This window comes from Limnohabitans sp. 15K (assembly GCF_002778285.1).
Lineage (GTDB): Bacteria > Pseudomonadota > Gammaproteobacteria > Burkholderiales > Burkholderiaceae_C > Limnohabitans_A.
In genome coordinates this window covers 798,585-823,049 of the sequence record NZ_NESM01000001.1, presented here as the reverse complement: position 1 = coordinate 823,049, position 24,465 = coordinate 798,585, and the positions used below count along the sequence as shown (strand labels likewise).

The following is a 24,465-nucleotide window of genomic DNA, read 5'->3' as shown; positions in this document are numbered from 1 at the left end:
CCATGAGCAAAACCATCCCTATCGTCCCAGCCTCGCAAGCACCTGCAGGCATGAGCACCACCATCGAGGGTGATGGCATGGGCTGCCATTCTGGCGGCGAAAAAATGTTGGCGGCAGCCAAAGCCTCGGGCAAATCTGAGGTGCTGGCGCAATACGCCAAGGACTATCCAGTGGACCCCAAAGCGGGCCCGCACGATCAGCCGCAAAGCATGTGTCCTGCATTTGGTTCACTGCGTGTGGGTCTTCGCATGCGCCGCACCGCCACCATTTTGTCGGGTTCAGCTTGTTGCGTGTATGGCCTGACTTTCACCTCGCATTTCTACGGTGCGCGCCGCAGTGTCGGTTACGTGCCTTTCAACTCCGAGTCCTTGGTGACGGGCAAGTTGTTCGAAGACATTCGAGAGTCTGTCTACGACCAGGCCGATCCTGAGAAATACGACGCCATTGTGATCATCAATTTGTGCGTGCCCACAGCCAGTGGTGTGCCACTGCAATTGCTGCCCAAAGAGATCAACGGTGTTCGCATCATTGGCGTGGATGTGCCCGGGTTTGGTGTGCCCACGCACGCAGAGGCCAAAGATGTGTTGGCTGGCGCCATGCTGAAATATGCACGCGAAGAAATCTTGGCAGGTCCCGTTCAAGCGCCGCGCACAGGCCGCTCCGAAAAGCCCACCATCACCATGATCGGTGAAATGTTCCCGGCAGACCCCATGATCATCGGGCGCATGCTCGAACCGATGGGCCTTGCTGCCGGCCCTGTGGTGCCTACACGCGAATGGCGTGAACTGTATGCGGCGCTCGATTGCACGGCGGTTGCAGCCATCCACCCGTTTTACACCGCCAGCATCCGCGAATTCGAAGCGGCAGGGCGCCCCATTGTGGGTTCGGCCCCAGTCGGCCATGACGGCACAGAAGCTTGGTTACAAGCCATCGGCAATGCGGCCAATGTGCCGCAAGCCAAAATCGACATGGTCAAAAATATCATGTTGGGTGCCATCAAAGCCGGCTTGGCCAAGTCACCCATCAAAGGTCGAATCACCCTCAGTGGTTATGAAGGCTCTGAGTTGTTGGTGGCACGTTTGCTGGTGGAAAGTGGCGCCGATCTGCGATACGTCGGCACCGCTTGCCCCAAAACGCCTTGGAGTGCTGGTGACTGTGAATGGTTGCAAGCACGCGGTGTGCACGTTCAATACCGTGCCTCGCTTGAACAAGACCTGGCCGCCATGCACGAGTGGAAGCCCGATTTGGCGATTGGCACCACACCGGTGGTGCAAGCAGCCAAAGAGCTCAGCATTCCGAGCCTGTATTTCACCAACCTCATTTCTGCCCGTCCCTTGATGGGGCCAGCAGGTGCGGGTTCGTTGGCGCAAGTGATCAATGGCGCCATTGCCAACAAGTCGCGCTTCGACGAAATGAAAGCTTTCTTTGGCGACACCGGTAGCGGCCATGCCGCAGGTGTTTGGGAAGCTTCACACGGCGTGCCGCAAAACCGCCCGGAGTTTGAAGCCGAAACACGTCGGCAGCTCGAAAAGCAAGCCAAAAAACGTAAAGCGGAGGCCATGATCTGATGCTAGTTCTTGACCACGATCGCGCAGGCGGCTATTGGGGTGCAGTGTATGTGTTCACCGCCATCAAAGGCTTGCAAGTTGTCATTGACGGCCCTGTGGGCTGCGAGAACTTGCCTGTCACTTCGGTGCTGCATTACACCGATGCACTGCCGCCCCATGAGTTGCCCATTGTGGTGACGGGTTTGGCAGAAGAACAATTGGGCCGTGAAGGCACCGAAGGCGCCATGCGCCGCGCACACGCCACGCTCAACCCCGATCTGCCCTCTGTGGTGGTGACAGGCTCCATTGCAGAAATGATTGGTGGCGGCGTGACGCCGGAAGGCACCAACCTACAACGCTTTTTGCCGCGCACCATCGACGAAGACCAATGGCAATGTGCCAACCGCGCCATGTACTGGCTCTGGCAGCAGTACGGCATCAAGCATGTGCCCAAGCGTGAGCGCAAAGAGGGCGAGCGTCCTCGTGTCAACATCATTGGCCCTAGCTACGGCACCTTCAACTCGCCCAGTGATTTGGCTGAAATTCGCCGCCTGGTGCAAGGCATTGGCGCCGACGTCAACATGGTCTTTCCTTTGGGTTCACACGTCGCGGATGTGTCGCGATTGGTCGAAGCCGATGTGAACATTTGCATGTACCGCGAATTCGGCCGCATGTTGTGTGAGGCCCTAGAGCGCCCTTATTTGCAAGCGCCCATCGGTTTGCACAGCACCACCAAATTCTTGCGTTCTTTGGGTGAGTTGCTCGGCCTCGATCCAGAGCCTTTCATTGAACGAGAAAAGCACAGCACCATCAAACCCATCTGGGATTTGTGGCGCTCAGTGACACAAGACTTTTTTGGCACCGCCAACTTTGGCGTGGTGGCCAACGAAACCTACACGCGTGGTATCCGCCATTTCCTAGAAGACGAAATGGGGCTGCCTTGCAACTTTGCGATATCTCGGATTGCGGGTGCCAAAACCGACAACGCCGAAGTGCGCAAACTGGTCACCGAAAAAACGCCGCTCATCTTGTACGGCAGCTACAACGAGCGCATTTATTTGGCAGAGTGTGGCGGCGGCGGCATGATGAAAACCAGCTTCATCCCAGCCAGTTTTCCCTTGCCCATCATTCGCCGTCATACGGGAACGCCCTTCATGGGTTATGCCGGTGCCACGTACATCATCCAAGAATTTTGTAACGGTCTTTTTGATGCGCTGTTCCACATCCTGCCATTGGGAACAGAGATGGACAAGATCGAAGGCACCTTGGGCCGCTCTGCACCCAACACCACCGTACCGTGGGAGCCTGAGGCACAAGACAGATTAGACGCATTGCTGGAACAGCAACCTGTATTGGTTCGAATTTCAGCCGCCAAGCGCATGCGCGACCAAGCAGAGCGGGATGCACGGGAAACCGGCCGCTCTCATGTCGAAGCAGAAAGATTCACTGAATTGTTCGGCAAAGCGAACGAAGGGGCACATGCATGAAAGATGTGAACTGGAATTCGCCGATCCGATCAATCCTTCGGCCTGGCCGAGGGTCCACCTGTTGCGGTGTCAAAGCCACAACAGTCCGTCCTGAACTCGCAAGGGTTCAGGGAGTTGCCGAAAGGCATTTAAAAAGAGGCATGAACTATGACTGATGCAGCTAACCCTTCAGGGCTGACAGACGAAGAAGCCCAAGAGTTCCATACGTACTTCATACAGGGTTACCTGTTGTGGGCCGCAGGAGCTTTCTTCGCCCACAGCTTGGTGTGGATCTGGCGTCCCTGGTTCTAAAAGAACCAAAAAAGGAGGTATGTATGACGAACCCTAACGATGTCAAAACAAACAGTGATCCGATTGACCATTACGAAGGTTATTGGATGATTTTTGTTTTGCTCTTCACGATGTTCATTGTGATCGCTTTTGTTGGCCAAATGTTCTTTATTGATTGGCGCATTTGGCTCCCTGGAGCGGAAAAATCGATGACCATGTTTGAAGGCGTGAGTGCTTCTGTGCATACCGTCATTTCTCAGGTTATTTAATAAAGGAAATTACTATGTGGCGCATTTGGCGTGTGATAGATCCGCGAGTCGCGATTCTCGGTGTTGGACTCTTGATTGCTTTTGTCTCAACAACGATTCACCTGATTCAAATCAGTGGCGATCGTTACAGCATCAACAACTGGCATCCCGATACGGCCAAGATGGCAGCGAAAGCTCAGCCTCAGAACGCGGCTCTGCCGCAAAAGTAAGGACCATTGGTCTTTATTCAAACAGACGTACTTGGTTCAATTGAACCGTACGTCTGTTATTTGATTTGTCAATTTGAAGCCTAGACCTCACAAACAGTCACCGGTCGGAGGATGCAACCATGTCCATGTTAAGTTTTGAACGCAAATACCGTGTGCGCGGCGGTACTCTTTTTGGGGGCGACCTGTTTGATTTCTGGGTCGGTCCTTTTTACGTTGGATTCTTCGGAATCACAACCTTGTTTTTTGCCCTCTCGGGCACCATGATGATTTTGTGGGGCGCGGCCATGGGGCCCACCTGGAACGTCTGGCAAATCAACATTGCACCACCTGATATTTCTTATGGCTTGCGTTTTGCGCCCATGATGGAAGGTGGTCTGTGGCAACTCATCACAGTGTGTGCCTTGGGTTCATTTGTCTCTTGGGCGCTGCGAGAAGTTGAGATCTGCCGAAAATTAGGCATGGGCTTGCATGTGCCTGTGGCTTTCAGCATGGCCATCTTGGCTTATTTCAGTTTGCAAGTGGTGCGCCCCGTGCTCATGGGTGCTTGGGGACATGCTTTCCCCTATGGCATTTACAGCCACTTGGATTGGGTGAGCAATACGGCTTATCAGTACCTGCATTTTCACTACAACCCGTGGCACATGATTGCCGTCACCTTTTTCTTTGCAACGGTGCTTTCACTGTCGATGCACGGCGGCTTGGTGCTTTCAGCCACCAACCCAGGAAAAGGCGAGACGGTGAAATCGCCAGAGCACGAAGACACGTTCTTCCGAGACCTGATTGGTTATTCGGTGGGCACTTTGGGCATTCACCGTTTGGGCTTGTTCTTGGCACTTGCAGGTGTTTGGTTTGGCATTGTCTGCATCGTCGTCAGCGGACCATTTTGGACCGGCGCTTGGCCTGAATGGTGGAGCTGGTGGCTCAACATGCCCATCTGGCGCACTTGATTCATAGAGAGGAATTGAAATGGCTCAGTATCAGAATCTTTTCACCTCCGTGCAGCCCGTAGGGCCCTTGCACGATGGCGTTGAACTACCGCGCGGGGACTTCAAGCGAACCGGCAAACCATTCTTGATGCACCTGTTAGGGCGCATCGGAAATGCCCAGATCGGACCTGTCTATTTGGGTACGCTGGGTGTGGCATCTTTGCTCTTCGGCATGTTGGCCTTCAACATTATTGGTTTCAACATGTTGGCCTCTGTCGACTGGAACCCCATCCAGTTGATCCGTCAGTTGTTCTGGCTTGCGCTTGAACCACCACCTCCGGCATACGGATTGAGCATTCCACCGCTTAAACAAGGTGGGTGGTGGCTCATTGTTGGCTTCATGCTGACCACGTCCATCATGCTTTGGTGGGCACGAACTTACCGGCGTGCTCGTCAATTGGGCTTGGGAACACATGTGGCCTGGGCCTATGCAGCAGCCATTTGGTTGTACTTGGTGTGTGGATTGTTCCGCCCCATCATGATGGGCAGTTGGTCAGAGGCGGTGCCGTTTGGTATCTTCCCCCACCTTGACTGGGTATCTGCCTTGTCTCTGCGTCATGGCAATTTGTTTTACAACCCCTTCCATGCCTTGTCGATTGTCTTCTTGTATGGATCGGTGCTGCTGTTTGCCATGCACGGTGCCACCATTTTGGCGGTGACCCGTTATGGCGGAGAGCGCGAGATTGAACAAATTGTGGACCGTGGTACGGCCTCTGAGCGTGCTGGTTTGTTCTGGCGGTGGACCATGGGCTTCAATGCCACGATGGAGTCCATTCACCGTTGGGCTTGGTGGTTTGCTGTGTTGTGTCCATTGGTCGGTGGTGTGGGTATTTTGCTCACTGGCACGGTGGTGGACAACTGGTACTTGTGGTCGGTCAAACACCATGTTGTGCCTGCCTACCCCTTGGGCAGCCCCATCGTGGTTGATCCTGCATTGATGGGAGTGAAGCCATGAAATTGATGACTAAATTAGCGCTTTTCCTGGGTGCCGTCGCGATGCTTTCGGGCTGCGAACGGCCTCCGATTGAAACGGTTCAAACTGGATTCCGTGGCACGGGCATGGAACAAATCTACAACCCCCGAACCTTGGCCAAGGAAGCGGCTTTGAACCAAGCACCCGTCGCGGCAGATGCTGCATCGGCGGATGGTCCAAAAGCCAATCAGGTTTATCAGAACGTCAAAGTTCTGGGCGATTTGAGTGTGGGTCAATTCAACCGTCAAATGGCGGCCATCACGCAGTGGGTCGCACCCGATCAGGGTTGTGCTTATTGTCATAACCTTCAAAACTTTGCTGAAGACACCAAGTACACCAAGGTTGTGGCAAGGCGGATGATTGAAATGACTCAGAAGGTCAATCAGGACTGGAAGACGCACGTTGCGGACACGGGTGTGACTTGTTATACCTGTCACCGCGGCAACAACATTCCGACGCAAGTTTGGACTGAGCCCAAAGACCGCAAGTATGCGAACAGCTTGTTGGGCGATTTGGCGGGGCAAAACATTGCCACCAAAGAAGCTGGGTTGACCTCGCTGCCGTTTGATTCTTTCACACCCTTCCTGAAGGACGCAGCGCCTATCCGTGTCAATGGCAATGAAGCCATGGCCGGTGTGGGTGCAAACGCCAACCGTGCATCGACCAAGCAAGCGGAGTACACGTACTCCTTGATGGTGCACATGTCAGAGTCCTTGGGCGTGAACTGCACGTATTGCCACAACACGCGCAACTTCCAATCCTGGGAGGAATCCAGACCACAACGTGTCACCGCATGGCATGGTATTCGGATGGCTCGCGAGTTGAACAACGACTACATGACGCCTTTGACCGAGACCTTTCCAGCGCATCGTTTAGGTCCCAAAGGCGATGTGGCCAAGGTCAATTGCACCACTTGCCACCAAGGTGCATTCAAGCCACTTTATGGTGCGCAGATGGCCAAAGACTATCCTGAGCTCCAAGTTTTAGCCAAGCCTTAAACTCTGAAACTCACAAGGCCTGCACCCCTTGTGGGTCAGGCCTTTTTTTATTGGGAATTCAGACATGCGCAATGAACAGCAAGCAAGTGTTAACGACCAAACGGCCGTTGTCTTGTTGGCAGACATTGCCCAGGCCTCAAGGCTGTGGGGTTGGTCTCGGATTGTGCGGGGGCCTCGAGCCTTGGAAGGTATTCCAGGTTTGCTGTTTTCAAAAGTATTGGGCAGTGGTTTTGAGGGCGGCTTTGGCTTGCGGCCCAGTCCCTCGCGTCAAGGTGTTTTTGCCTTGTTTGAGTCTTTTCACGCAGCGCAAGATTTCATTGATCACTCGCCTCTTTTTCACGCATATCAAGAGCGATCGCAAGAGTTTTGTTGGGCAACTTTGAAAACATTTTCTTGCCGTGGCAGCTGGGATGGCATGAGCTTTCAAGCCAATACCGAGCCACCGATACAAGGTCCTGTTGCCGCACTGACCAGAGCTTCGATCAAGTTCAGCAAAGCCCATGCATTTTGGCGTCATGCGCCACCTTCACAAACATCACTCGAGGGGGCCAAGGGGTGTCAGTTGGCGGTTGGCTTGGGTGAGGCACCGTTCTTCCGACAAGCCACGTTCAGCCTATGGGATGGCTTGGCCGACATGAATGCTTACGCGCGAACGGGTGCGCACCTTGAGGCCATTCAAGCGGCGCAACAGCACGGCTATTTTTCTGAATCCATGTTTGCCCGTTTTGTGCCTTTGAGGGTTCACGGGCAATGGCAGGGCAAACACTATGAATGAAATCATGCGAACACCCCGGGTGGTGGTGGTGGGCGCTGGCATAGGTGGTTTGGTCAGCGCCTTGGTTCTGGCGCACCGTGGCCTCGATGTCACTTTGGTGGAAAGCGCCCATCAACCCGGCGGAAAAATCAGGCAAGTCCAAGTCAACAGTGTCGGCGTGGACAGCGGCCCGACGGTCTTTACGATGCGGTGGGTACTGGACCAAATGCTTGAAAACCTGGGCACCTCGCTCGAGGATATCTTGCAATTGGAGCCCATCGGTGTTCTCGCCAGGCATGCTTGGGATGCCAGTCCTCAAAGACTCGATTTGTATTCGGACACAGGCCGCACCGCCGATGCGATTGCACAATTCAGCAGTCCTCAAGAGGCGAGGCGGTTCCTCGGCTTTTGCCAGCAAACGCGCCGCTTGTATGACACGCTGGAGAAACCTTATATCCGCAGTGAGCGTCCGAGCCTCTTGAGTATGGTGGGCGATTTGGGCCTGAGTGGCATGGCCACTTTGAGTGGCTTGGGCCCATTTGCCACGTTGTGGCGCAGCTTGGGTCGGCATTTTCACGATCCGCGCTTGCAACAGCTGTTTGGCCGTTATGCCACCTACTGCGGTTCATCGCCTTGGTCTGCCCCTGCCACGCTCATGCTGGTGGCGCAGGTCGAATTGGATGGCGTTTGGTCCGTCAAGGGCGGGATGTTTCAAGTGGCATCTGCCCTGGCCAACTTAGGCGAAAAGCACGGTGTCAAAGCACGTTATGGCGTGTCGTGCACCAAAATCCAAACCCAGCAGGGCAGGGTGAGTGGTGTCGAGCTTTCTTCGGGTGAACACTTGGCGGCTGACCATGTGATTTTCAACGGCGATGTGGCGGCATTGGCCAAGGGCATGCTGGGTCAAAGCATCAGCCCAAGCTTTAAGGCTGTGAGCCCAGATCAAAGGTCTCTTTCGGCGATGACCTTGTCGATGCATGCAAAAACCAGCGGTTTTCCCTTGGTGCGGCACAACGTGTTTTTCAACCAAGACTACCGCGCAGAGTTTGAAGATATTTTTCACAAACGCCAGTTGCCTTCTCAAGGAACTGTTTATGTGTGTGCGCAAGATCGCAACGACAGCGGATTGGCCCAGGACGAATTGGAGCGCCTATTTTGTCTGGTCAACGCACCCGCTGATGGCGACACACATTCTTTCAATAAATCGGAGATACAAGCATGCGAATCGAGCAGTTTGGCACTGATGCGCCGCTGTGGCTTGGAGATCGACGTCTCGCCTCAGCAAGTGGTTCGGACCTTGCCCCAGGACTTCGCCCATCTCTTTCCGGGCAGTGGGGGAGCGCTTTATGGCCAAGCGACCCACGGTTGGATGTCGGCCTTTCGCCGTCCGTCTGCGCGCAGCAAAGTGCCGGGCCTTTACACGGCGGGGGGGAGCGTTCATCCGGGGCCGGGCGTGCCGATGGCCGCCATGTCGGGGCGATTGGCGGCCGCGACGCTGATGGAGGACCTCGGTTTGACCAACAAGTCCCACCGGGTGGTTATCTCTGGTGGTATGTCGATGCGCTGAGTGACGATGGCGAACATGGTTTGTCCATCATCGCTTTTGTGGGCAGCGTTTTTTCGCCTTATTACGCATTGGCTCGTCGTCTCCAAGGGGGTGTGGCCGACCCTGAGAATTTCTGCGCCCTGAATGTCGCTTTGTACGGCAAAGGCGGCAAGCGTTGGACCATGACCGAGCGCGGGCGTCAGCACATCCAGCGCAGCGCTCACCACTACCAAATTGGGCCAAGCAGTTTGCATTGGAATGGTCAAGAGCTGGTCATTGACATCGATGAAGTCAACGTGCCCTGGCCCAAGCGGGTACGTGGCCGTGTGACGGTTCGACCCGAGGGGCTCTGCAGTTTTGTCACCGCGTTGGACAATGATGGCTTGCACCGATGGGGCCCTATTGCGCCTTGCTCACGCGTTCAAGTAGAAATGGAAAATCCAAAACTGAGTTGGCGTGGTCACGCTTACATGGACTCGAATGAAGGTGATGAGCCTGTAGAAAAAGGATTCAATGACTGGGATTGGGCCCGAGCCGAAATGGCCAATGGCGACACCAGCGTGGTCTATGACGTGAGGCCCAAAAAAGGCCCCAACCGCGTGGTCTCGCAAAGGTTCTCTCCCGACGGAAGTCACACACCCTTTGAGCCGCCTGCGCGCTACCCATTGCCATCAACGGCTTGGCGCATTGAGCGGGCCATGTGCAGTGAGCCGGGTGTCGCACCAGAGATTGTGAGTACCCTGGAGGACACGCCGTTTTACGCACGCTCACTGCTCAAAACACGGCTATTGGGGGAAGACCTCACTGCGGTGCATGAAAGCTTGAGCATTCCAAGGCTGGTCTCATGGCCAGTTCGTTGGATGTTGCCTTGGAAAATGCCGAGGCGGGCTTGAGGTTTGCTGGGGATCTTATTTGGCGGCCAAGCTTTTCAGCAAGGCCACGGCTTCCGGCGCGTTTTGGGCAATCAAGTCAGCGCCAAACATCTCCTTGGTCGCATTCACCAGCATGAAAATTGGCCCACCTAAAAGTACCTTGACATTCGGGTTGCCCGAGTTCCTTTTAAGCGCCTGAACCAGCGATTTCAATTCAAGCAATTGAGATTCAATGGCGACGGAGATGCCAATGACATCGAACCATTCGTTCGCCACTGCGCGCACCAGTTCTTGTTCGGTGGGTGACACCTCAATCACCACGCTCGCGCCTTCTCTTCTGAACAAATCGCCCACAATGGTGGCGCCCAAAAAGTGCATGGAGCCGGGGGCGCAGCACATCATCACATTGGTTTTCTCGCCTTGGACATGTGGACCATCACGGAACTCATAACCCAGGCGGTAGATCACATGGTGCATGATGGCCAAGCCACACGTCACATCCGTGAAACTGCACAAGTCTTTGTCCCAAAGTGCCCCCAAGTGCCTGGCCGCTGGGGTGATCAAGTTCAGGAAAATTCTTTCTTGTGTGAATCCCTGAGCGATGAAGGTGTCCACAATCTCATTCACACGCAAAGAATTGCCCAGGCGACATGCATCGGTAAATTCACTGAATTCAGGCAAATCCTGTGCACTGGCGCCGGAAACTTCAGGTGAGCCCATCATTTCGCTGTAGTTTTGCGAATTCAAAAGCCTGGGTATCAGCTGCTGCCCAATCACATCCTCAAGGTATTCCTTGCACTCGTCATTGGCGGATCCTTCAACACTCAACTTATGCAGGCTATTGGATTTAGTCATGCAGTTTCCTAGGGGAAAGTCAGCGTGCCTACATATAGAAGGATGATCGGGGTAACACCTGTCCAGCAAAATAGCATGCCGATCCGCAACTGTGCAGGTATTCTGAATAACTTTCAGAAGACCCACCACTATCAATTACCCTTAGTCATCTGCCCAAAGTTTGGCAAATCCTAGGGTTGTCACCCATTTTTGGCGCAAGCCAGTTTCAAGTATTGGCGTCGACATCCAAATCATTCTCAGACAAGATACCGAATTTCCTGAGTTTGACGTAAAGACTTTGGCGTGAAAGTCCCAGCATTTCAGCGGCCGAAGCGCGGTTGTTGTGGGTCAACTCGAGTGCGGACTCGATGCACATCCGCTCAATCGTGTCTACCGTATCGCCAACGATGTCTTTGATGGGGCGACGACCCACGAATTGGGACAATTCGGCAAACGGATTGGGTACTGACTGTGTGGTGGGTGTGGAAGATGGCAAGCGTCGGTTCAAATCTCTCACGAACATCACAAAGAGTGGCTCCGGTTTGGCCAAATAAACCCCAGAGATTTCGACAGGCAGAGTCATGCCTGAAAGCGTGCGCACTTCAGTCGCAAAATTTCTCAATGGCTTTTGCTGTTTTAAGGAGTTGTTGATCACGCCCCAGTCCACGGCGCCGCGGATGAGCCAGCGCTCCAAGGACTGCCCCAGCACTTGAGAGGTTGCGGTCAACCCCAAAAGCGCCATGCCTTCTTCATTCACACTTTTGACCGTACCTGAAGTGTCTGTCAACAACCAGCCGTCAGGAAAATGCTCCATCAGTTCACTCAAAACCAAGGTTGTGTCGTTTGGCGCGGGCGAGGCTGCTGGCAGCTCCCGCTGCGTCAAACGCACCAAAAATTGCGCACCGCCCTCTTGCCTGAACACGGTGGCAGACAAAGTGATGGGGAAAGTCGATCCCAACAAAGTGGCCGAGCACATTTCAATTCGGCCAGTGGCCAGCGCAGTTCTGAGCAAAGACTGCACTTCGCCTTGACTGCCGGGCTCCAAGCATTCACGGAAATCACGCCCCACCAACCTTTTGCCCGCGTCTTTGAACATCAACTGGGCACCTGCATTGGCTTCAAGCAAGCGGTACGAATGAGCATCCAGCATCAACACCGCTTCAGGCGAGGACTCAAACAAAACGCGATAACGGGCTTCGATGTGCCTGAGGCGCAAAAAGTCACGCTCCATCGATTGTTGTGTTTCAACCAATCGTCGTTGAAGTTCAGCCAAGCGCTCCAGGTTGCGGCCTATCGCCAAAAATTTGTTCCCTTTGAGCGCCACCGTGATGTATTGAATGGCCGCCTCTCCCCCAGAGGGCGTGGGGTGATTCACATGACGCCAAAGTAAGTTTTGAGATTCGGTTTGGACACGCAGCAAATCTTCAATTTTTTTCTTGCTCTCGGATGTGACCGTGTCGATCCACCGTTTGCCGAGCCAGCTTTGACATCCGAGAGTGGTCATGGTGTCTTGCCCGGTTGACACATCTTCGATGATGCCATGGGCGCTGATCACCAAACTCACGTCCGAAACCACGCCCAGAAGCTGGTGAAAAGTAGCGGCTTCAAGATCGGAAAAGTTCATTTTAATTATTTAGTATCCAAGTTAGCGGCTGTTTAAGTTAATTGCCGAATTATATCGACACCATTTTGATACTCAGTGTATTGCCTAACATCCAAGAGGGAATAAGTTCGGTCGAACTGCACTCGCAGGGGAGGTCGCTGTGCGCACCGTTTCCAAAACAATGTCAACAGTTTCTGCAGCTTCAGAATCAAGCGTGACAGTTCCAGTCCAGTTCAATCTGTCAGGCAAGATGGACGCCATAGGGCCGCCCACAAAGATCTTCAAGTTGGGATTGACAGTGTTTGAGTTCAGATCAACCAAGGCCTTCTCGATGTGATCGATTTGGCGGTCAGTGGAAATGGACAGGGCCACGGCATCAAACCAGTCCGATAAGAACCATCGCTTGAAATCAGCGATGTCTTGGGGGGTTGCGAGCGTTACACGCCAGCCTGATCGACGGAAAAATTCACCCAGCATGAAAACGCCCATGCCATGCTGAGAGCCTGGCTCGGTCATCAAAAGCAGACTCAAGCCATTGGCCTCTGCCTTGCCCTCGGCTAAAAATTCAGAGCTGAGTTCGAGCATGGCCATGTGCAGATGTGCATACGCAATGTTGCCATTGGTGAAGTCCAGTTCATCGGACGACCAGAGTTCGCCGATGAGTCTGGCCGATTGGGCAATGCCATAGACGTAAATGTCTGCCAAGGTCTGGCCTTGTCGACGCCAATTCGTCAATATTTTGCGGGTTTCGTCCATGCTCTGGACGGCTGCATCTGCAAGCAGTTTCACTTGAGTGGGATCAAGAGCGGCGTGCTTGACAAAAGTAGTTCCACCCACCAACCGAGGGCTCGTGCTGAACTCGAACTTCCGCTTCGTTTTTTGAGAGTCCAACGCCCAGTCTTGTTCTTTTGGGGTGTTGGACTTTTCAAAATTTAAACGAGTCATGGCTAACTCCATCTTTGAATTGACAAGCCTAGTTTCGTGCAAGTTGCTTGAATCTGGTCTAAGTGTAATCCCTAGCTAACATACTTATTGTCAATTTCTATTGACACTATTTTTTTAAAGCTTTAAAGTGGCCTCAGTTCTTTTGCAATCAAGGGCAGTCATGCAGCGGTCTCAGTCACAGAGTTTGTACACGCCAGAGCAGCGCGCCAAGCGAGATGCCACGCGGTGGACCTTGGTGCAAGGTTTGTTGGCACCTGTCCAATTTCTTGTTTTTTTGATCAGCCTGTATTTGGTACTGAACAGCTTGAAAACAGGCGAACACACCGATTGGGCCTTGGCCTCGGTGGTCCTCAAAACCTTGGTGCTGTACGCCATCATGATCACCGGCTGTATTTGGGAGAAGGTTGTTTTTGGTAAATACCTCTTTGCCCATGCTTTCTTTTGGGAGGATGTGGTGAGCATGGTGGTTTTGGCCTTGCACACCGCCTATTTGTGGGTTTGGTGGGAGGGCAGTTGGTCTTCCAGCGACCAATTGTGGTTGGCCTTGGCTGCCTACATCACCTACGGTGTTAACGCAGCCCAATACATCCGAAAACTGCGCATGGCACGTTTGCAAAAGTCAAATTTCAGCCAGGTCGAATCAGCTGCGCAGGTGAGTGCATGAGTCCTGTCATTCCCATCCGCTCAGACATCAGCAAAGGCTGCACAGATGTCATCCCTCTGGTCGAGCGCGGTCAGCGTGAGGTGTTTTGTGGTCTCACAGGCATCATTTGGCTGCACCGCAAAATTCAAGATGCATTTTTTCTGGTGGTCGGGTCTCGCACCTGCGCGCACCTCATTCAGTCTGCAGCCGGTGTCATGATTTTTGCTGAACCTCGCTTTGGCACGGCCATCATTGATGAGCGTGACTTGGCAGGATTGGCCGATGCGAACGAAGAACTCGACAAGGTTGTGAACCAACTCTTGGCCCGCCGTCCAGAAATCAAGCTGCTGTTTTTGGTGGGCTCATGCCCATCCGAAGTGATCAAGCTGGATTTGTCGCGTGCAGCTTCCCGGCTCTCGGCGCAACATTCACCCTTGGTGAGGGTGTTGAATTACTCTGGGAGTGGCATAGAAACCACATTCACCCAAGGTGAAGATGCTTGCTTGGCATCGATGGTGCCCGAGATGCCACAAACCCCCGCCAATGCGCCACAAGAGTTGGTGATTGTGGGTACTTTGGCCGATGTGGTGGAAGACCAGTTTGTCCGCATCTTGAACCACATGGGCATTGAGCGGGTTCGGTTTTTCCCTCCGCGTCGCGCTCAAGACCATGTGCCCGTTGGCCCCAACACGAAATTGCTTTTAGCGCAGCCGTTTTTGGCTGAAACCGCGCGTTTGTTGCAGGCGCGTGGTGCGAGTTTGTTGGCGGCACCATTCCCATTGGGTATCGAGGGCACAACCGCATGGTTGCAGTCTGCCGCCACGGCCTTTGGTGTGACGCCCGAACGGTTTCAGTCCGCTGTGTCGGCCCCCACGGCCAGGGCAGAGGCGTCATTGGCTCGCGCCAAATTGCATCTTGATGGCAAGCGTATTTTCTTCTTTCCTGATTCGCAACTTGAGATCCCATTGGCCCGATTTTTATCCCGTGAACTGGGCATGAAATTGCTGGAAGTGGGCACGCCGTATTTGCACCGCCAGCACATGGCGGTGGAGTTGGCCATGCTGCCAGAGGGCACTTTCCTATCTGAAGGTCAAGACGTTGAAAAACAGCTGGACCGCTGTCGCGCCTTGCGCCCCGACATGGTGGTGTGTGGCTTGGGCTTGGCCAACCCACTCGAGGCTGAAGGCATGACCACCAAGTGGGCGATCGAGTTGGTTTTCACGCCGATTCAGGGTTACGACCAGGCCGGTGATTTGGCGGAATTGTTCACCCGTCCTTTGACGCGGCGCATGCGCCTCGCTGCCTGAAGGAGTCAACAAGATGCAACTCACACTCTGGACATACGAAGGACCGCCGCATGTGGGGGCCATGCGCGTGGCCACGGCCATGGAGGAAGTGCACTATGTTTTGCACGCACCTCAAGGCGATACCTACGCCGATTTGTTGTTCACCATGATCGAGCGTTTGCAAAAGCGCCCACCGGTGACCTATACGACCTTCCAGGCGCGCGATTTGGGCAGAGATACCGCAGAGCTGTTCAAGACGGCTGCCCGCGAATCTTTTGAGCGTTTTTCGCCCAAAGCCATGTTGGTGGGGTCTTCTTGCACCGCTGAACTCATTCAAGACGATCCGGGTGGTTTGTGCAAAGCACTCAACTTGCCCATTCCTGTCGTGGCCTTGGAGTTGCCCTCTTACCAACGCAAAGAAAACTGGGGCGCATCCGAGACGTTTTACCAATTGGTTCGCAATCTGGCATTGCCCAAAGACACGGCAGCCAAGTCTGAGTCACGCAAACCCCGCTGCAACATCTTGGGACCCACCGCCTTGGGGTTCAGGCACCGCGATGATTTGACCGAAATTCGCCAATTGCTGACCCATATCGGCATTGACATCAATGTCGTCGCACCACTCACAGCCACACCGGGTGACATTGCCCGCTTAGCGGATGCGGATTTTAATGTGGTGCTTTACCCCGAAATTGCGAATTTGAGTGCCCAGTGGCTACAGCGCAATTTCAAACAGCCTTTCACCAAAACCATTCCGATCGGTCATTCCGCCACTTGCGAATTTGTGCGCGAAGTGGCGCAGCTGGCAGGGATTGATCCCGTCGCTGCACTGGAAAGTGCCACGTCTCGTGCCGCTTGGTACACCCGATCGGTGGATTCCACCTACTTGACAAACAAGCGGGTGTTTGTGTTTGGCGATGCCACACATGCCGTGGCGGCAGCGCGTGTTGCGGCACAAGAAATGGGCTTCACGGTGGTGGGCATTGGCACCTACAGCCGCGAGTTCGCACGCGAGGTCAGAGATGCCGCTGCCCTGTATGGTGTTGAGGCCTTGATCAGTGATGACTATTTGGAAATAGAAGCCTGCATTGCAAAGTTGAACCCTGAACTGGTCCTCGGCACGCAAATGGAGCGTCACATCGCCAAGCGTTTGGGAGTGCCATGTGCCGTCATTTCTGCACCCGTCCATGTGCAGGATTTCCCGGCCAGGTATTCACCCCAAATGGGTTTTGAAGGTGCCAACGTCTTGTTCGACAGTTGGGTTCACCCGCTCATGATGGGTCTCGAGGAGCATTTGATTGGCATGTTCCGAGGCGATGCTGAGTTTCATGAAAATGCCGCGCCCTCTCACTTGGGTGGTGGTGTGCATGCGCAAAGTCAGCAAGACACAGCCAATGTGGTGCCTTTGACGCAAGCAGAGCAGACCACAGCCGCCACCTCAGAAACCATCGCCGTATCCGCTTGGGATGCAGGGGCGGAAAAAGAACTCAAAAAAATTCCATTTTTTGTCCGAGGCAAGGCCCGACGGAATACGGAGCGATACGCGTTGGAGCGCGGTGTCAAGCTCATCACCACGGAGACGTTGTATGAATCTAAAGCTTACTTCTCACAGTCCTAAGCTCAATTCGCGAGATACAACGCCCATCAAAATGGTGGTGGTGACCATGGACACGCATTTTGCGAGTTCATTCAACCGTTCTAATGACCAATTGAAACGAGACTTTCCAGGTCTGACCTGGAGTCTCCATGCCGCTTCAGAATACGCAGGCAATGACGCGCTGATTGCCAAATGCAAGGCCGACATTGCCTCAGCCGACATCGTGTTGTGCGGCATGCTGTTCCTTGAAGACCACTTTTTGCCCATCTTGGACGATCTGCGGGCACGCCGCATGAACTGCGACGCCATGGTTTGCATGGCCAGCGCCACCGAAGTGACACAACTGACGCGCTTGGGTCAGTTTGACATGAGCAAACCCGCCAGCGGCCCCATGGCTTTGCTGAAAAAATTGCGTGGCGGCAGCAAAGACAAGCCCGCCACAGGCGGTGCGACACAAATGAAAATGTTGCGCCGCTTGCCCCAATTGCTGCGCTTCATTCCTGGCACGGCGCAGGATGTCCGTTCGTACTTCATCACCTTGCAGTATTGGTTGGGTGGCTCTGACGACAACGTCTTGAACATGGTGCGTCACCTGATTGACCGTGGTGCCGATGGCCCTCGCAAATCATTGCGGGGCAAGGTCAAGGTTCAAGCCCCTGTTGACTATCCCGAGGTGGGTGTGTACCACCCCCGAATGACCGGCCGATTCAGTGAAGACGCCCATGCATTGCCCTTGCCTCAGGGTATTCTCGTCAAAGGCACCGTCGGTGTCTTGTTGTTGCGTTCTTATTTGTTGTCAGGCAATGCCGGTCACTACGACGGCGTGATTGCCGCGCTTGAGGCCAAAGGTTTGCGCGTGATTCCGGCATTTGCAGCAGGCTTGGATTCGCGCCCGGCCATTGATGCATTTTTCATCAAAAAAGGCCAAGTCTGTGTGGACGCTGTGGTGTCGCTCAGCGGTTTTTCGCTGGTCGGTGGCCCTGCCTACAACGATGCCAAAGCGGCTGAAGAGGTCCTGGCCAAACTGGATGTGCCCTATGTGGCGGCACACCCCGTTGAATTTCAGACGCTGGACCAGTGGGGTGGCTCCGACCGTGGTTTGCTGCCTGTGGAGAGCACCATCATGGTGGCCATTCCAGAACTTGACGGCTCGACCAGCCCCATCGTTTTTGGTGGTCGACCAGGCGCAGCGGGTGTAACCTGTGCAGGTTGTCACCACGCTTGTACTTTTGGTGAAAGTACCAGCGCGCAAGACATGCATTCATGTCCAGAGCGCGCCATCATGCTCGCGGCGCGGGTCAGCAAGTTGGTGGCCTTGAAGCGCAGTGAGCGGCAAGACCGCAACGTGGCCATTGTGCTGTTCAACTTTCCGCCCAATGCAGGCAACATCGGCACGGCTGCTTTTCTGTCTGTTTTTGAGTCGTTGTGGCACACCCTCACAGCCATGAAGGCACAAGGCTACCAAGTCGATGTGCCCAATAGCATCGACGAGTTGCGAGATGCCGTGTTGCATGGCAACGCATCGCAATACGGCGCAGACGCCAACGTACACACCTTGATCTCTGCCAATGACCATGTGCGTCGAGAGCGCTGGCTCAAAGAAATTGAAGCGCAGTGGGGCCCCGCGCCTGGCAGTCAGTTGAGCAATGGCAGTTCCATCTTCGTGTTGGGTAAACAGTTCGGCAATGTGCTGATCAGTGTGCAGCCATCCTTTGGCTACGAAGGCGATCCGATGCGCCTGTTGTTTGAAAAAGGCTTGACACCCACCCACGCGTTTTCTGCCTTTTACCGCTACCTGCGTGAAGATTTCAAAGCCCATGCGGTGTTGCACTTTGGCACGCACGGCGCACTGGAATTCATGCCGGGCAAACAATCGGGCATGAGCGGCGCGTGCTGGCCGGATCGTTTGATCGACGATTTGCCCAACATCTATTTATACGCATCCAACAACCCCTCAGAAGGGGCGATTGCCAAGCGTCGTTCTGGGGCGACCTTGATCAGTTACCTGACACCCCCCATTGCACAAGCGGGTTTGTACAAAGGTTTGAACGAGCTTAAGTCATCGCTTGAGCAATGGCGCGCATTAGAAAGCGGCAACAGCGAACGTGTTGCCTTGGCAGCCGTCATTCAAGCCCAAGCTGTTGAACTGGATTTGGTAGCAGCAGAACCTGCATGGGATGTGGCTGGAATGGGTGCTGAGTTGGACCGGACAGTGATGCGTTTGGGCGAAGAAATGCTGGAATTGGAATACGCCCTCATTCCGCATGGTTTGCATGTGGCCGGTCGTGCCCCAAGCCCCGCTCAACAGGTGGACATGTTGTTGGCCATGGCCGATGCCAACCATGGCGTACAACTGGAGCGTACCGCTGTTGAGGCCTTGGTAGAAGGTCAATCACCAGAGCGTGCTTTGACGGCTGCGGGCTTGCCTCGCAACCACGCCAGCTTGGATGTTTTGCGTGCGTTGGTGGAACCCCAGATCCATCTGGCTGTTGACACGGAAGTGTCGGCCATGCTGCGTGCATTGGACGCTTGCTACATACGTCCTGCACCGGGTGGCGATATTTTGCGCACGCCCGCTGTGTTGCCGACAGGCCGCAATATCCACGGTTTTGACCCCTTCAGAATTCCCAGTGCCATGGCCGTTCGGGATGGCAAAGTTCAAGCCCAGTTGTTGATCGACCGCCACTGTGCGGATGGCAATCCTTTGCCGGAATCCATTGCCATGGTGCTGTGGGGGAGCGACAACCTGAAGAACGAAGGCGCGCCCATTGCGCAGGCCTTGGCCTTGATGGGTGCCATGCCGCGTTTTGACAGTTATGGACGCATTGCAGGAGCCTGCCTGATCTCCTTGGAGGAATTGGGACGTCCACGCATTGATGTGATCATGACCCTTTCGGGCATCTTCCGCGATCTCATGCCACTGCAGATCAAGCTCTTGGCCGAGGCAGCTTATCTGGCGGCATCGGCAGACGAGCCCCTGGAAATGAACTGGATCCGCAAGCATGCGTTGGCCTATCAGCAAGAGCATGGCTGCACTTTGGAAACCGCTTCTTTGCGGGTCTACGGCAATGCCGAAGGTGCTTATGGCTCCAACGTCAACAACCTGGTGGAAAGCAGCCGATGGGACGATGAAGGCGAACTGGCAGAAACCTACAAGCGCCGCAAAGGTTTTGCTTACGGTCGCACGGGTCGTGCAGTTCAACATACGGCGCTCTTGCAAACCGCTTTGGCCGATGTGCAACTGACCTACCAAAACCTCGATTCTGTCGAGTTGGGTGTGACCACGGTGGACAACTACTTTGACACCCTGGGTGGCATCACCCAAGCGGTGAAGGCGGCCAGGGGAGGCAAAACACCACCTGTTTACATCGGTGATCAAACCAAGGGCAATGCGGCTGTGCGCTCTTTGAATGAGCAAGTGTCCATCGAAACCCGAACCCGCATGCTCAACCCGAAGTGGTTCGAAGGCATGTTGGAGCATGGTTACGAAGGTGTCAGACAAATAGAAGCCCATGTGACCAACACCATGGGGTGGTCTGCCACCACAGGCCAAGTGCAACCCTGGGTTTACAAGCAACTGTCTGAGACTTTTATGCTGGACCCCGCCATGCGTGATCGCCTGGCCAAATTGAATCCGACGGCCTCTGCCCGCGTGGCCAACCGTTTGATCGAAGCGTCTGAACGCAACTATTGGCAGCCTGATGCAGAGACCTTGCAAGCCCTGCGTCAAGCAAGTGAAGAATTGGAAGATCGCCTTGAAGGTGTCTATGAAGGAGCTCCCGCATGAACGTTGAAACCTTGCCGTTTCCCACAGTGAAACGCAATCCGAAATTGGATGGAGAGGGCAGCTTGCAAGTTCAGCTGGACCCGGATGTGAAGATTGGCAATGCCAAAGTTTTTGCCATTTATGGCAAGGGCGGCATTGGCAAGAGCACCACATCGTCTAACTTATCTGCCGCATTTTCCAAAATGGGCAAACGTGTTTTGCAAATTGGCTGCGACCCCAAGCACGACAGCACATTCACGTTGACCAAGAAGATGCTGCCTACAGTCATTGATGTCTTGGAGACCGTGGACTTTCACGCCGAAGAATTGCGCGTCGAAGACTTTGTCTTTGAAGGCTACAACGGTGTCATGTGTGTCGAAGCCGGGGGGCCACCCGCAGGCACAGGGTGCGGCGGTTATGTGGTGGGTCAGACGGTGAAATTGCTGAAAGAGCATCACCTTCTGGAAGACACCGATGTGGTGATTTTTGACGTTTTGGGCGATGTGGTGTGTGGTGGTTTTGCCGCACCCTTACAGCACGCAGATCGGGCGATGATCGTGACCGCCAATGATTTCGATTCGATCTTTGCGATGAACCGCATTGTGCAAGCCATTGGTGCCAAGGCCAAAAATTACAACGTGCGCTTAGGGGGTGTGATTGCCAACCGCAGCGCTGCCACCGATCAAATTGACAAGTACAACGACCGCATCGGTTTGAAACTGGCAGCGCATTTTCCCGACCTGGATGTGATTCGCCGCAGCCGCCTGAAAAAATCCACACTTTTTGAGATGGAGCACTCGCCCGAACTCGAGGCTGTTCAAAAAGAATACATGCGCCTGGCGGCAAACATGTGGTTGGGTGGAGAGGCTTATTCCGCTGTGCCCATGAAAGACCGCGATATTTTTGATCTCTTGGGTTTTGATTGAGGAGTTTGGCGATGACTGACATCACGTACGAGCAACGCCGTGGACAGATCGAAAACTATTTCGATCGAACGGCCGCTGCCGCTTGGGCCACATTGACCTCCGATGCGCCGGTTGGCCGCATCCGGGCCACTGTGCGTGCTGGGCGGGACCAAATGCGATCGACCTTGGTTTCTTGGTTGGGACAAGACCTCAAGGGCAAGCGCATTTTGGATGCAGGCTGCGGTACGGGTGCTTTGGCCGTCGAAGCAGCCAGACTGGGCGCTGAAGTGGTGGCCATTGATTTGTCTCCTACCTTGGTCGACTTGGCGCGGGAAAGAATCCCGTCTGATGTGGCGCACTTGGTCGAGTTTCACAGCGGCGACATGCTCGACAAAGGCTTGGGCCACTTCGACCATGTGGTGGCGATGGATTCCATCATCCATTACCAAACAGACGATGCGGTCAATGCGCTTGCCCAGTTGGCTGAGCGCACCAGCCAATCGATTGTTTTCACATTTGCACCGCGCACGCCCCTATTGGCCATGATGATTTCTCTGGGTCGCTTGTTGCCCAGAAGCGACCGTGCACCATGGCTGGAGCCCATGGCTGAGAAAAGCATTGCTAACCTCATGAAGACACACGAATCACTGAATGACTGGCAATGCGCCCGGGCGCACAAAGTCTCCAGTGGTTTTTACAAATCCAAAGCCATGGAGTGGGTGCGCTCATGAGAGCCAAAACATTTGCCAAGTTTGCCAAGCAAATGCCTGCGAGTTGGCTGCCGTTTGCGGACGTGGCCAGCCCTGGCTTGCCGATGTCGCGCTTGTTGCGTTTGTCCTTGTTCAAGTTCACCATGGGCATCACGACGGCATTGATGATCGGCACCTTGAACCGGGTGATGATTGTGGAGTTGTTTGTGCCTGCCTGGTTGGTGTCGATGATGCTGGCGCTTCCCCTGCTGGTGGCGCCATTCAGGGCGGTCACAGGCTATCAATCGGATATTCATATCTCTGCATTTGGATGGCGTCGAGTGCCCTACATGTGGGGTGGCACTTTGATCCAGTTCTTGGGTCTTGCAGTCATGCCTTTTGCATTGTTGGTGCTCTCGGGTGGGGGGCAAGTTGCTGTTCCTGGCTGGGTGGGCCAGGGTGCTGCTGCCATCTCTTTCTTGATGGTGGGCGCAGGCCTGCAAACCTCGCAAACCGCAGGCTTGGCCTTGGCCACCGATCAAGCCAGTGAAGAAACACGGCCTCGCGTGGTGGCCTTGATGTACACCATGCTTTTGGTGGGTGGTGTCTTTGGCAGCTTGGTGTACAGCTTTTTACTGGCCAATTTCACACCTGAAATATTGGTTCAAGTGGTGCAAGGTACTGCGCTGGTGGTGTTGCTGCTCAATGGCATCGCTTTGTGGAAGCAAGAGCCTCGCAATCCAGAGCGTGTGAAGGCCATGAAAACAGAAATTCGTCGGCCTTTCAAAGCGGTTTGGGCGGACTTCATCGCCATACCCAACGCCAAGCGCTTTTTGTGGGCCACGGCGTTGGGCACCATGGCCTTCAACATGCAGGACATTGTGCTCGAGCCCTACGGCGGTGAAATTTTGAAATTGAGTGTGGGTGCCACCAGCGCGTTGTCAGCCATGATGTCAGCAGGCGGTTTGTTGGGTTTTTATGTCGCAGGCCGTCATTTGGCCAAAGGCATAGACCCGATGCGGCTGGCAGCTTATGGTGCATTGGCAGGCTTGCCTGCTTTTTCAGCCGTCATTTTTTCAGCGCCACTTGAGGCGGGCTGGTTGTTCAGGTTTGGCGCATTGGGCATTGGATTTGGGGGGGGCATGTTTGCCGTGGGCACTTTGTTCACGGCCATGCGCCTGGAGGTGGCCTTTTTGGGCCTTGCTTTGGGCGCTTGGGGCGCTGTGCAAGCGGCTGCAGCGGGTTCGGCCATGTTTTTTGGCGGTGCTTTGCGCGATGTCGTCAATACACTCGCCTCGCAAGGTGTGCTGGGTAACGGGTTGACGGACCCTTCGGTGGCCTACAGCATGGTCTACCACGTTGAAATGCTTTTGTTATTCCTCACCCTCATTGCTGTGGGGCCCTTGGTCAAACGCAGCACCTCTTTTTCACCCGTTGTCCCCTCAACCCTCGGTATGACCGAGTCACGCATTTAGTTGTTCAAAGGAGAAGTCATCATGCAAACAGTTGGAAACATCACTGGCTACGTCGACCTGGCCCAAATACTGCTCTACGTTTTTTGGATTTTTTTCGCCGGTCTCATTTGGTATCTGGTCAGAGAAAATCACCGCGAGGGCTATCCCATGGAGTCCAGCAGCAGCGGTCGTGCTGTGGTCAAGGGCTTCCCCATCCCGGCTCCTAAAACTTTTTTGCTCGAAGGCGGCAAGAGTGTCACGGTGCCTGACTTCACACGCAAAGAGCCTGCTTACAACGCCGTGGCAACCTATCCAAGTTCAGGCGCTGCTATCGCGCCCGTCGGAAACGCCATGACTGCAGGGGTCGGTCCAGGCGCTTACGCGGGTCGCGAGGATGTTCCCGAGCGGACATCCCATGGTGTGCCGCTGATTCAGCCTTTGCGGATCGCCAGCGATTACACCGTTGCAGCGCAAGATGTCGATCCCCGCGGCCTGCCAGTCATGGCTGGCGACGGCAAACAGGGCGGCACGGTCAAAGACATTTGGATCGATTCCGCTGAAATGATGTTCCGTTATTTGGAAGTCGAAATTGACGGCGGACGCACTGTTTTGCTGCCCATCACGTTTTCCCTAATTCGCAGAAACCAAGTTGAAGTGCATGCTGTCTACGCACGCCATTTTGCGGATGTTCCTGCGCTGAGAAACCCAGACCAAGTCACGAAATTGGAAGAGGAAAAAATCAGTGCTTATTACGGTGGCGGTACTTTGTATGCCGATGCCCACCGCAGTGAGCCGCTGATTTAAGGGTTTAAAGCCTTGCATTGCGGGTTGA

General features: G+C 54.4%; 22 protein-coding genes. 19 read left to right on the top strand and 3 right to left on the bottom strand.

Features of this window, described 5'->3' with window-relative positions; all coding sequences use genetic code 11:
* Nucleotides 1-2: 2 nt before the first annotated feature.
* From bchY to B9Z40_RS03810, 11 genes are all read left to right on the top strand, one after another.
* A complete protein-coding gene (gene bchY / locus B9Z40_RS03860; RefSeq protein ID WP_100171970.1) occupies nt 3-1,568 on the top strand; it encodes a chlorophyllide a reductase subunit Y in 1,566 nt (521 codons plus the stop codon).
* Entirely contained in the window at nt 1,568-3,034 is a 1,467-nt protein-coding gene (gene bchZ / locus B9Z40_RS03855) for a chlorophyllide a reductase subunit Z (protein ID WP_100171969.1), read from the top strand. The genes bchY and bchZ overlap by 1 nt, the downstream gene beginning before the upstream one ends.
* A gap of 147 nt (nt 3,035-3,181) precedes the next feature.
* Nucleotides 3,182-3,325: a light-harvesting antenna LH1, beta subunit gene (gene pufB / locus B9Z40_RS03850; protein WP_100171968.1), complete on the top strand. Its 144-nt coding sequence runs from the start codon at nt 3,182-3,184 to the stop codon at nt 3,323-3,325.
* Between the two features lie 23 nt (nt 3,326-3,348).
* Nucleotides 3,349-3,573: a hypothetical protein gene (locus B9Z40_RS03845; protein ID WP_100171967.1), complete on the top strand. Its 225-nt coding sequence runs from the start codon at nt 3,349-3,351 to the stop codon at nt 3,571-3,573.
* Between the two features lie 14 nt (nt 3,574-3,587).
* Nucleotides 3,588-3,782: a light-harvesting protein gene (locus B9Z40_RS03840; protein ID WP_100171966.1), complete on the top strand. Its 195-nt coding sequence runs from the start codon at nt 3,588-3,590 to the stop codon at nt 3,780-3,782.
* A 119-nt stretch (nt 3,783-3,901) separates the two neighbouring features.
* Complete coding sequence (gene pufL, locus B9Z40_RS03835) at nt 3,902-4,729, top strand: photosynthetic reaction center subunit L (protein WP_100171965.1); 828 nt, start codon at nt 3,902-3,904, stop codon at nt 4,727-4,729.
* Nucleotides 4,730-4,748: 19 nt separating this feature from the next.
* Nucleotides 4,749-5,723, top strand: a complete 975-nt coding sequence (gene pufM / locus B9Z40_RS03830; RefSeq protein ID WP_100171964.1) for a photosynthetic reaction center subunit M — start codon at nt 4,749-4,751, stop codon at nt 5,721-5,723.
* The gene (pufC, locus tag B9Z40_RS03825) at nt 5,720-6,739 is read left to right on the top strand and encodes a photosynthetic reaction center cytochrome PufC (protein ID WP_100171963.1); all 1,020 of its coding nucleotides are present in this window, start codon (nt 5,720-5,722) and stop codon (nt 6,737-6,739) included. The genes pufM and pufC overlap by 4 nt, the downstream gene beginning before the upstream one ends.
* Before the next feature lie 415 nt (nt 6,740-7,154).
* Nucleotides 7,155-7,514, top strand: a complete 360-nt coding sequence (locus B9Z40_RS17320) for a hypothetical protein (protein ID WP_233204774.1) — start codon at nt 7,155-7,157, stop codon at nt 7,512-7,514.
* Complete coding sequence (gene crtD, locus B9Z40_RS03815; protein ID WP_100171961.1) at nt 7,507-9,060, top strand: 1-hydroxycarotenoid 3,4-desaturase CrtD; 1,554 nt, start codon at nt 7,507-7,509, stop codon at nt 9,058-9,060. Before B9Z40_RS17320 ends, crtD begins: the two co-directional genes overlap by 8 nt.
* A gap of 20 nt (nt 9,061-9,080) precedes the next feature.
* Nucleotides 9,081-9,932 (top strand): carotenoid 1,2-hydratase, encoded by an 852-nt coding sequence (locus tag B9Z40_RS03810; protein WP_233204773.1) that lies wholly within the window; start codon nt 9,081-9,083, stop codon nt 9,930-9,932.
* Nucleotides 9,933-9,947: 15 nt separating this feature from the next.
* Here the strand turns inward: B9Z40_RS03810 and B9Z40_RS03805 are convergent, their stop codons facing one another.
* The 3 genes from B9Z40_RS03805 to B9Z40_RS03795 form a co-directional block, all read right to left on the bottom strand.
* On the bottom strand, nt 9,948-10,892 hold the full coding sequence (locus B9Z40_RS03805; protein ID WP_143473921.1) for a B12-binding domain-containing protein: 945 nt from the start codon (nt 10,890-10,892) through the stop codon (nt 9,948-9,950).
* 79 nt (nt 10,893-10,971) lie between these two features.
* The gene (gene ppsR, locus B9Z40_RS03800) at nt 10,972-12,369 is read right to left on the bottom strand and encodes a transcriptional regulator PpsR (protein WP_100171959.1); all 1,398 of its coding nucleotides are present in this window, start codon (nt 12,367-12,369) and stop codon (nt 10,972-10,974) included.
* A gap of 84 nt (nt 12,370-12,453) precedes the next feature.
* Complete coding sequence (locus tag B9Z40_RS03795; protein WP_100171958.1) at nt 12,454-13,305, bottom strand: B12-binding domain-containing protein; 852 nt, start codon at nt 13,303-13,305, stop codon at nt 12,454-12,456.
* Nucleotides 13,306-13,453: 148 nt separating this feature from the next.
* Between B9Z40_RS03795 and bchF the strand changes: the two genes are divergently transcribed.
* From bchF to puhA, 8 genes are read left to right on the top strand one after another with little or no spacing between them, the layout of a single operon-like run.
* A complete protein-coding gene (gene bchF / locus B9Z40_RS03790; RefSeq protein WP_100171957.1) occupies nt 13,454-13,957 on the top strand; it encodes a 2-vinyl bacteriochlorophyllide hydratase in 504 nt (167 codons plus the stop codon).
* Nucleotides 13,954-15,243 (top strand): ferredoxin:protochlorophyllide reductase (ATP-dependent) subunit N, encoded by a 1,290-nt coding sequence (locus tag B9Z40_RS03785; protein WP_100171956.1) that lies wholly within the window; start codon nt 13,954-13,956, stop codon nt 15,241-15,243. The genes bchF and B9Z40_RS03785 overlap by 4 nt, the downstream gene beginning before the upstream one ends.
* Before the next feature lie 13 nt (nt 15,244-15,256).
* Nucleotides 15,257-16,840 carry a ferredoxin:protochlorophyllide reductase (ATP-dependent) subunit B gene (bchB, locus tag B9Z40_RS03780; protein ID WP_100171955.1) on the top strand — a complete coding sequence of 528 codons (1,584 nt, stop codon included), beginning with the start codon at nt 15,257-15,259 and terminating at the stop codon, nt 16,838-16,840.
* Nucleotides 16,809-20,606, top strand: a complete 3,798-nt coding sequence (locus B9Z40_RS03775) for a magnesium chelatase subunit H (RefSeq protein ID WP_100171954.1) — start codon at nt 16,809-16,811, stop codon at nt 20,604-20,606. Before bchB ends, B9Z40_RS03775 begins: the two co-directional genes overlap by 32 nt.
* Nucleotides 20,603-21,511, top strand: coding sequence for a ferredoxin:protochlorophyllide reductase (ATP-dependent) iron-sulfur ATP-binding protein (gene bchL / locus B9Z40_RS03770; RefSeq protein WP_100171953.1), 909 nt, complete (start codon nt 20,603-20,605; stop codon nt 21,509-21,511). Before B9Z40_RS03775 ends, bchL begins: the two co-directional genes overlap by 4 nt.
* An 11-nt stretch (nt 21,512-21,522) precedes the next feature.
* Nucleotides 21,523-22,221 carry a magnesium protoporphyrin IX methyltransferase gene (gene bchM / locus B9Z40_RS03765; protein ID WP_100171952.1) on the top strand — a complete coding sequence of 233 codons (699 nt, stop codon included), beginning with the start codon at nt 21,523-21,525 and terminating at the stop codon, nt 22,219-22,221.
* Nucleotides 22,218-23,654, top strand: a complete 1,437-nt coding sequence (locus B9Z40_RS03760) for a BCD family MFS transporter (RefSeq protein ID WP_100171951.1) — start codon at nt 22,218-22,220, stop codon at nt 23,652-23,654. Before bchM ends, B9Z40_RS03760 begins: the two co-directional genes overlap by 4 nt.
* A 21-nt stretch (nt 23,655-23,675) precedes the next feature.
* Complete coding sequence (puhA, locus tag B9Z40_RS03755; RefSeq protein WP_100172898.1) at nt 23,676-24,437, top strand: photosynthetic reaction center subunit H; 762 nt, start codon at nt 23,676-23,678, stop codon at nt 24,435-24,437.
* The last annotated feature ends 28 nt before the right edge of the window (nt 24,438-24,465 follow it).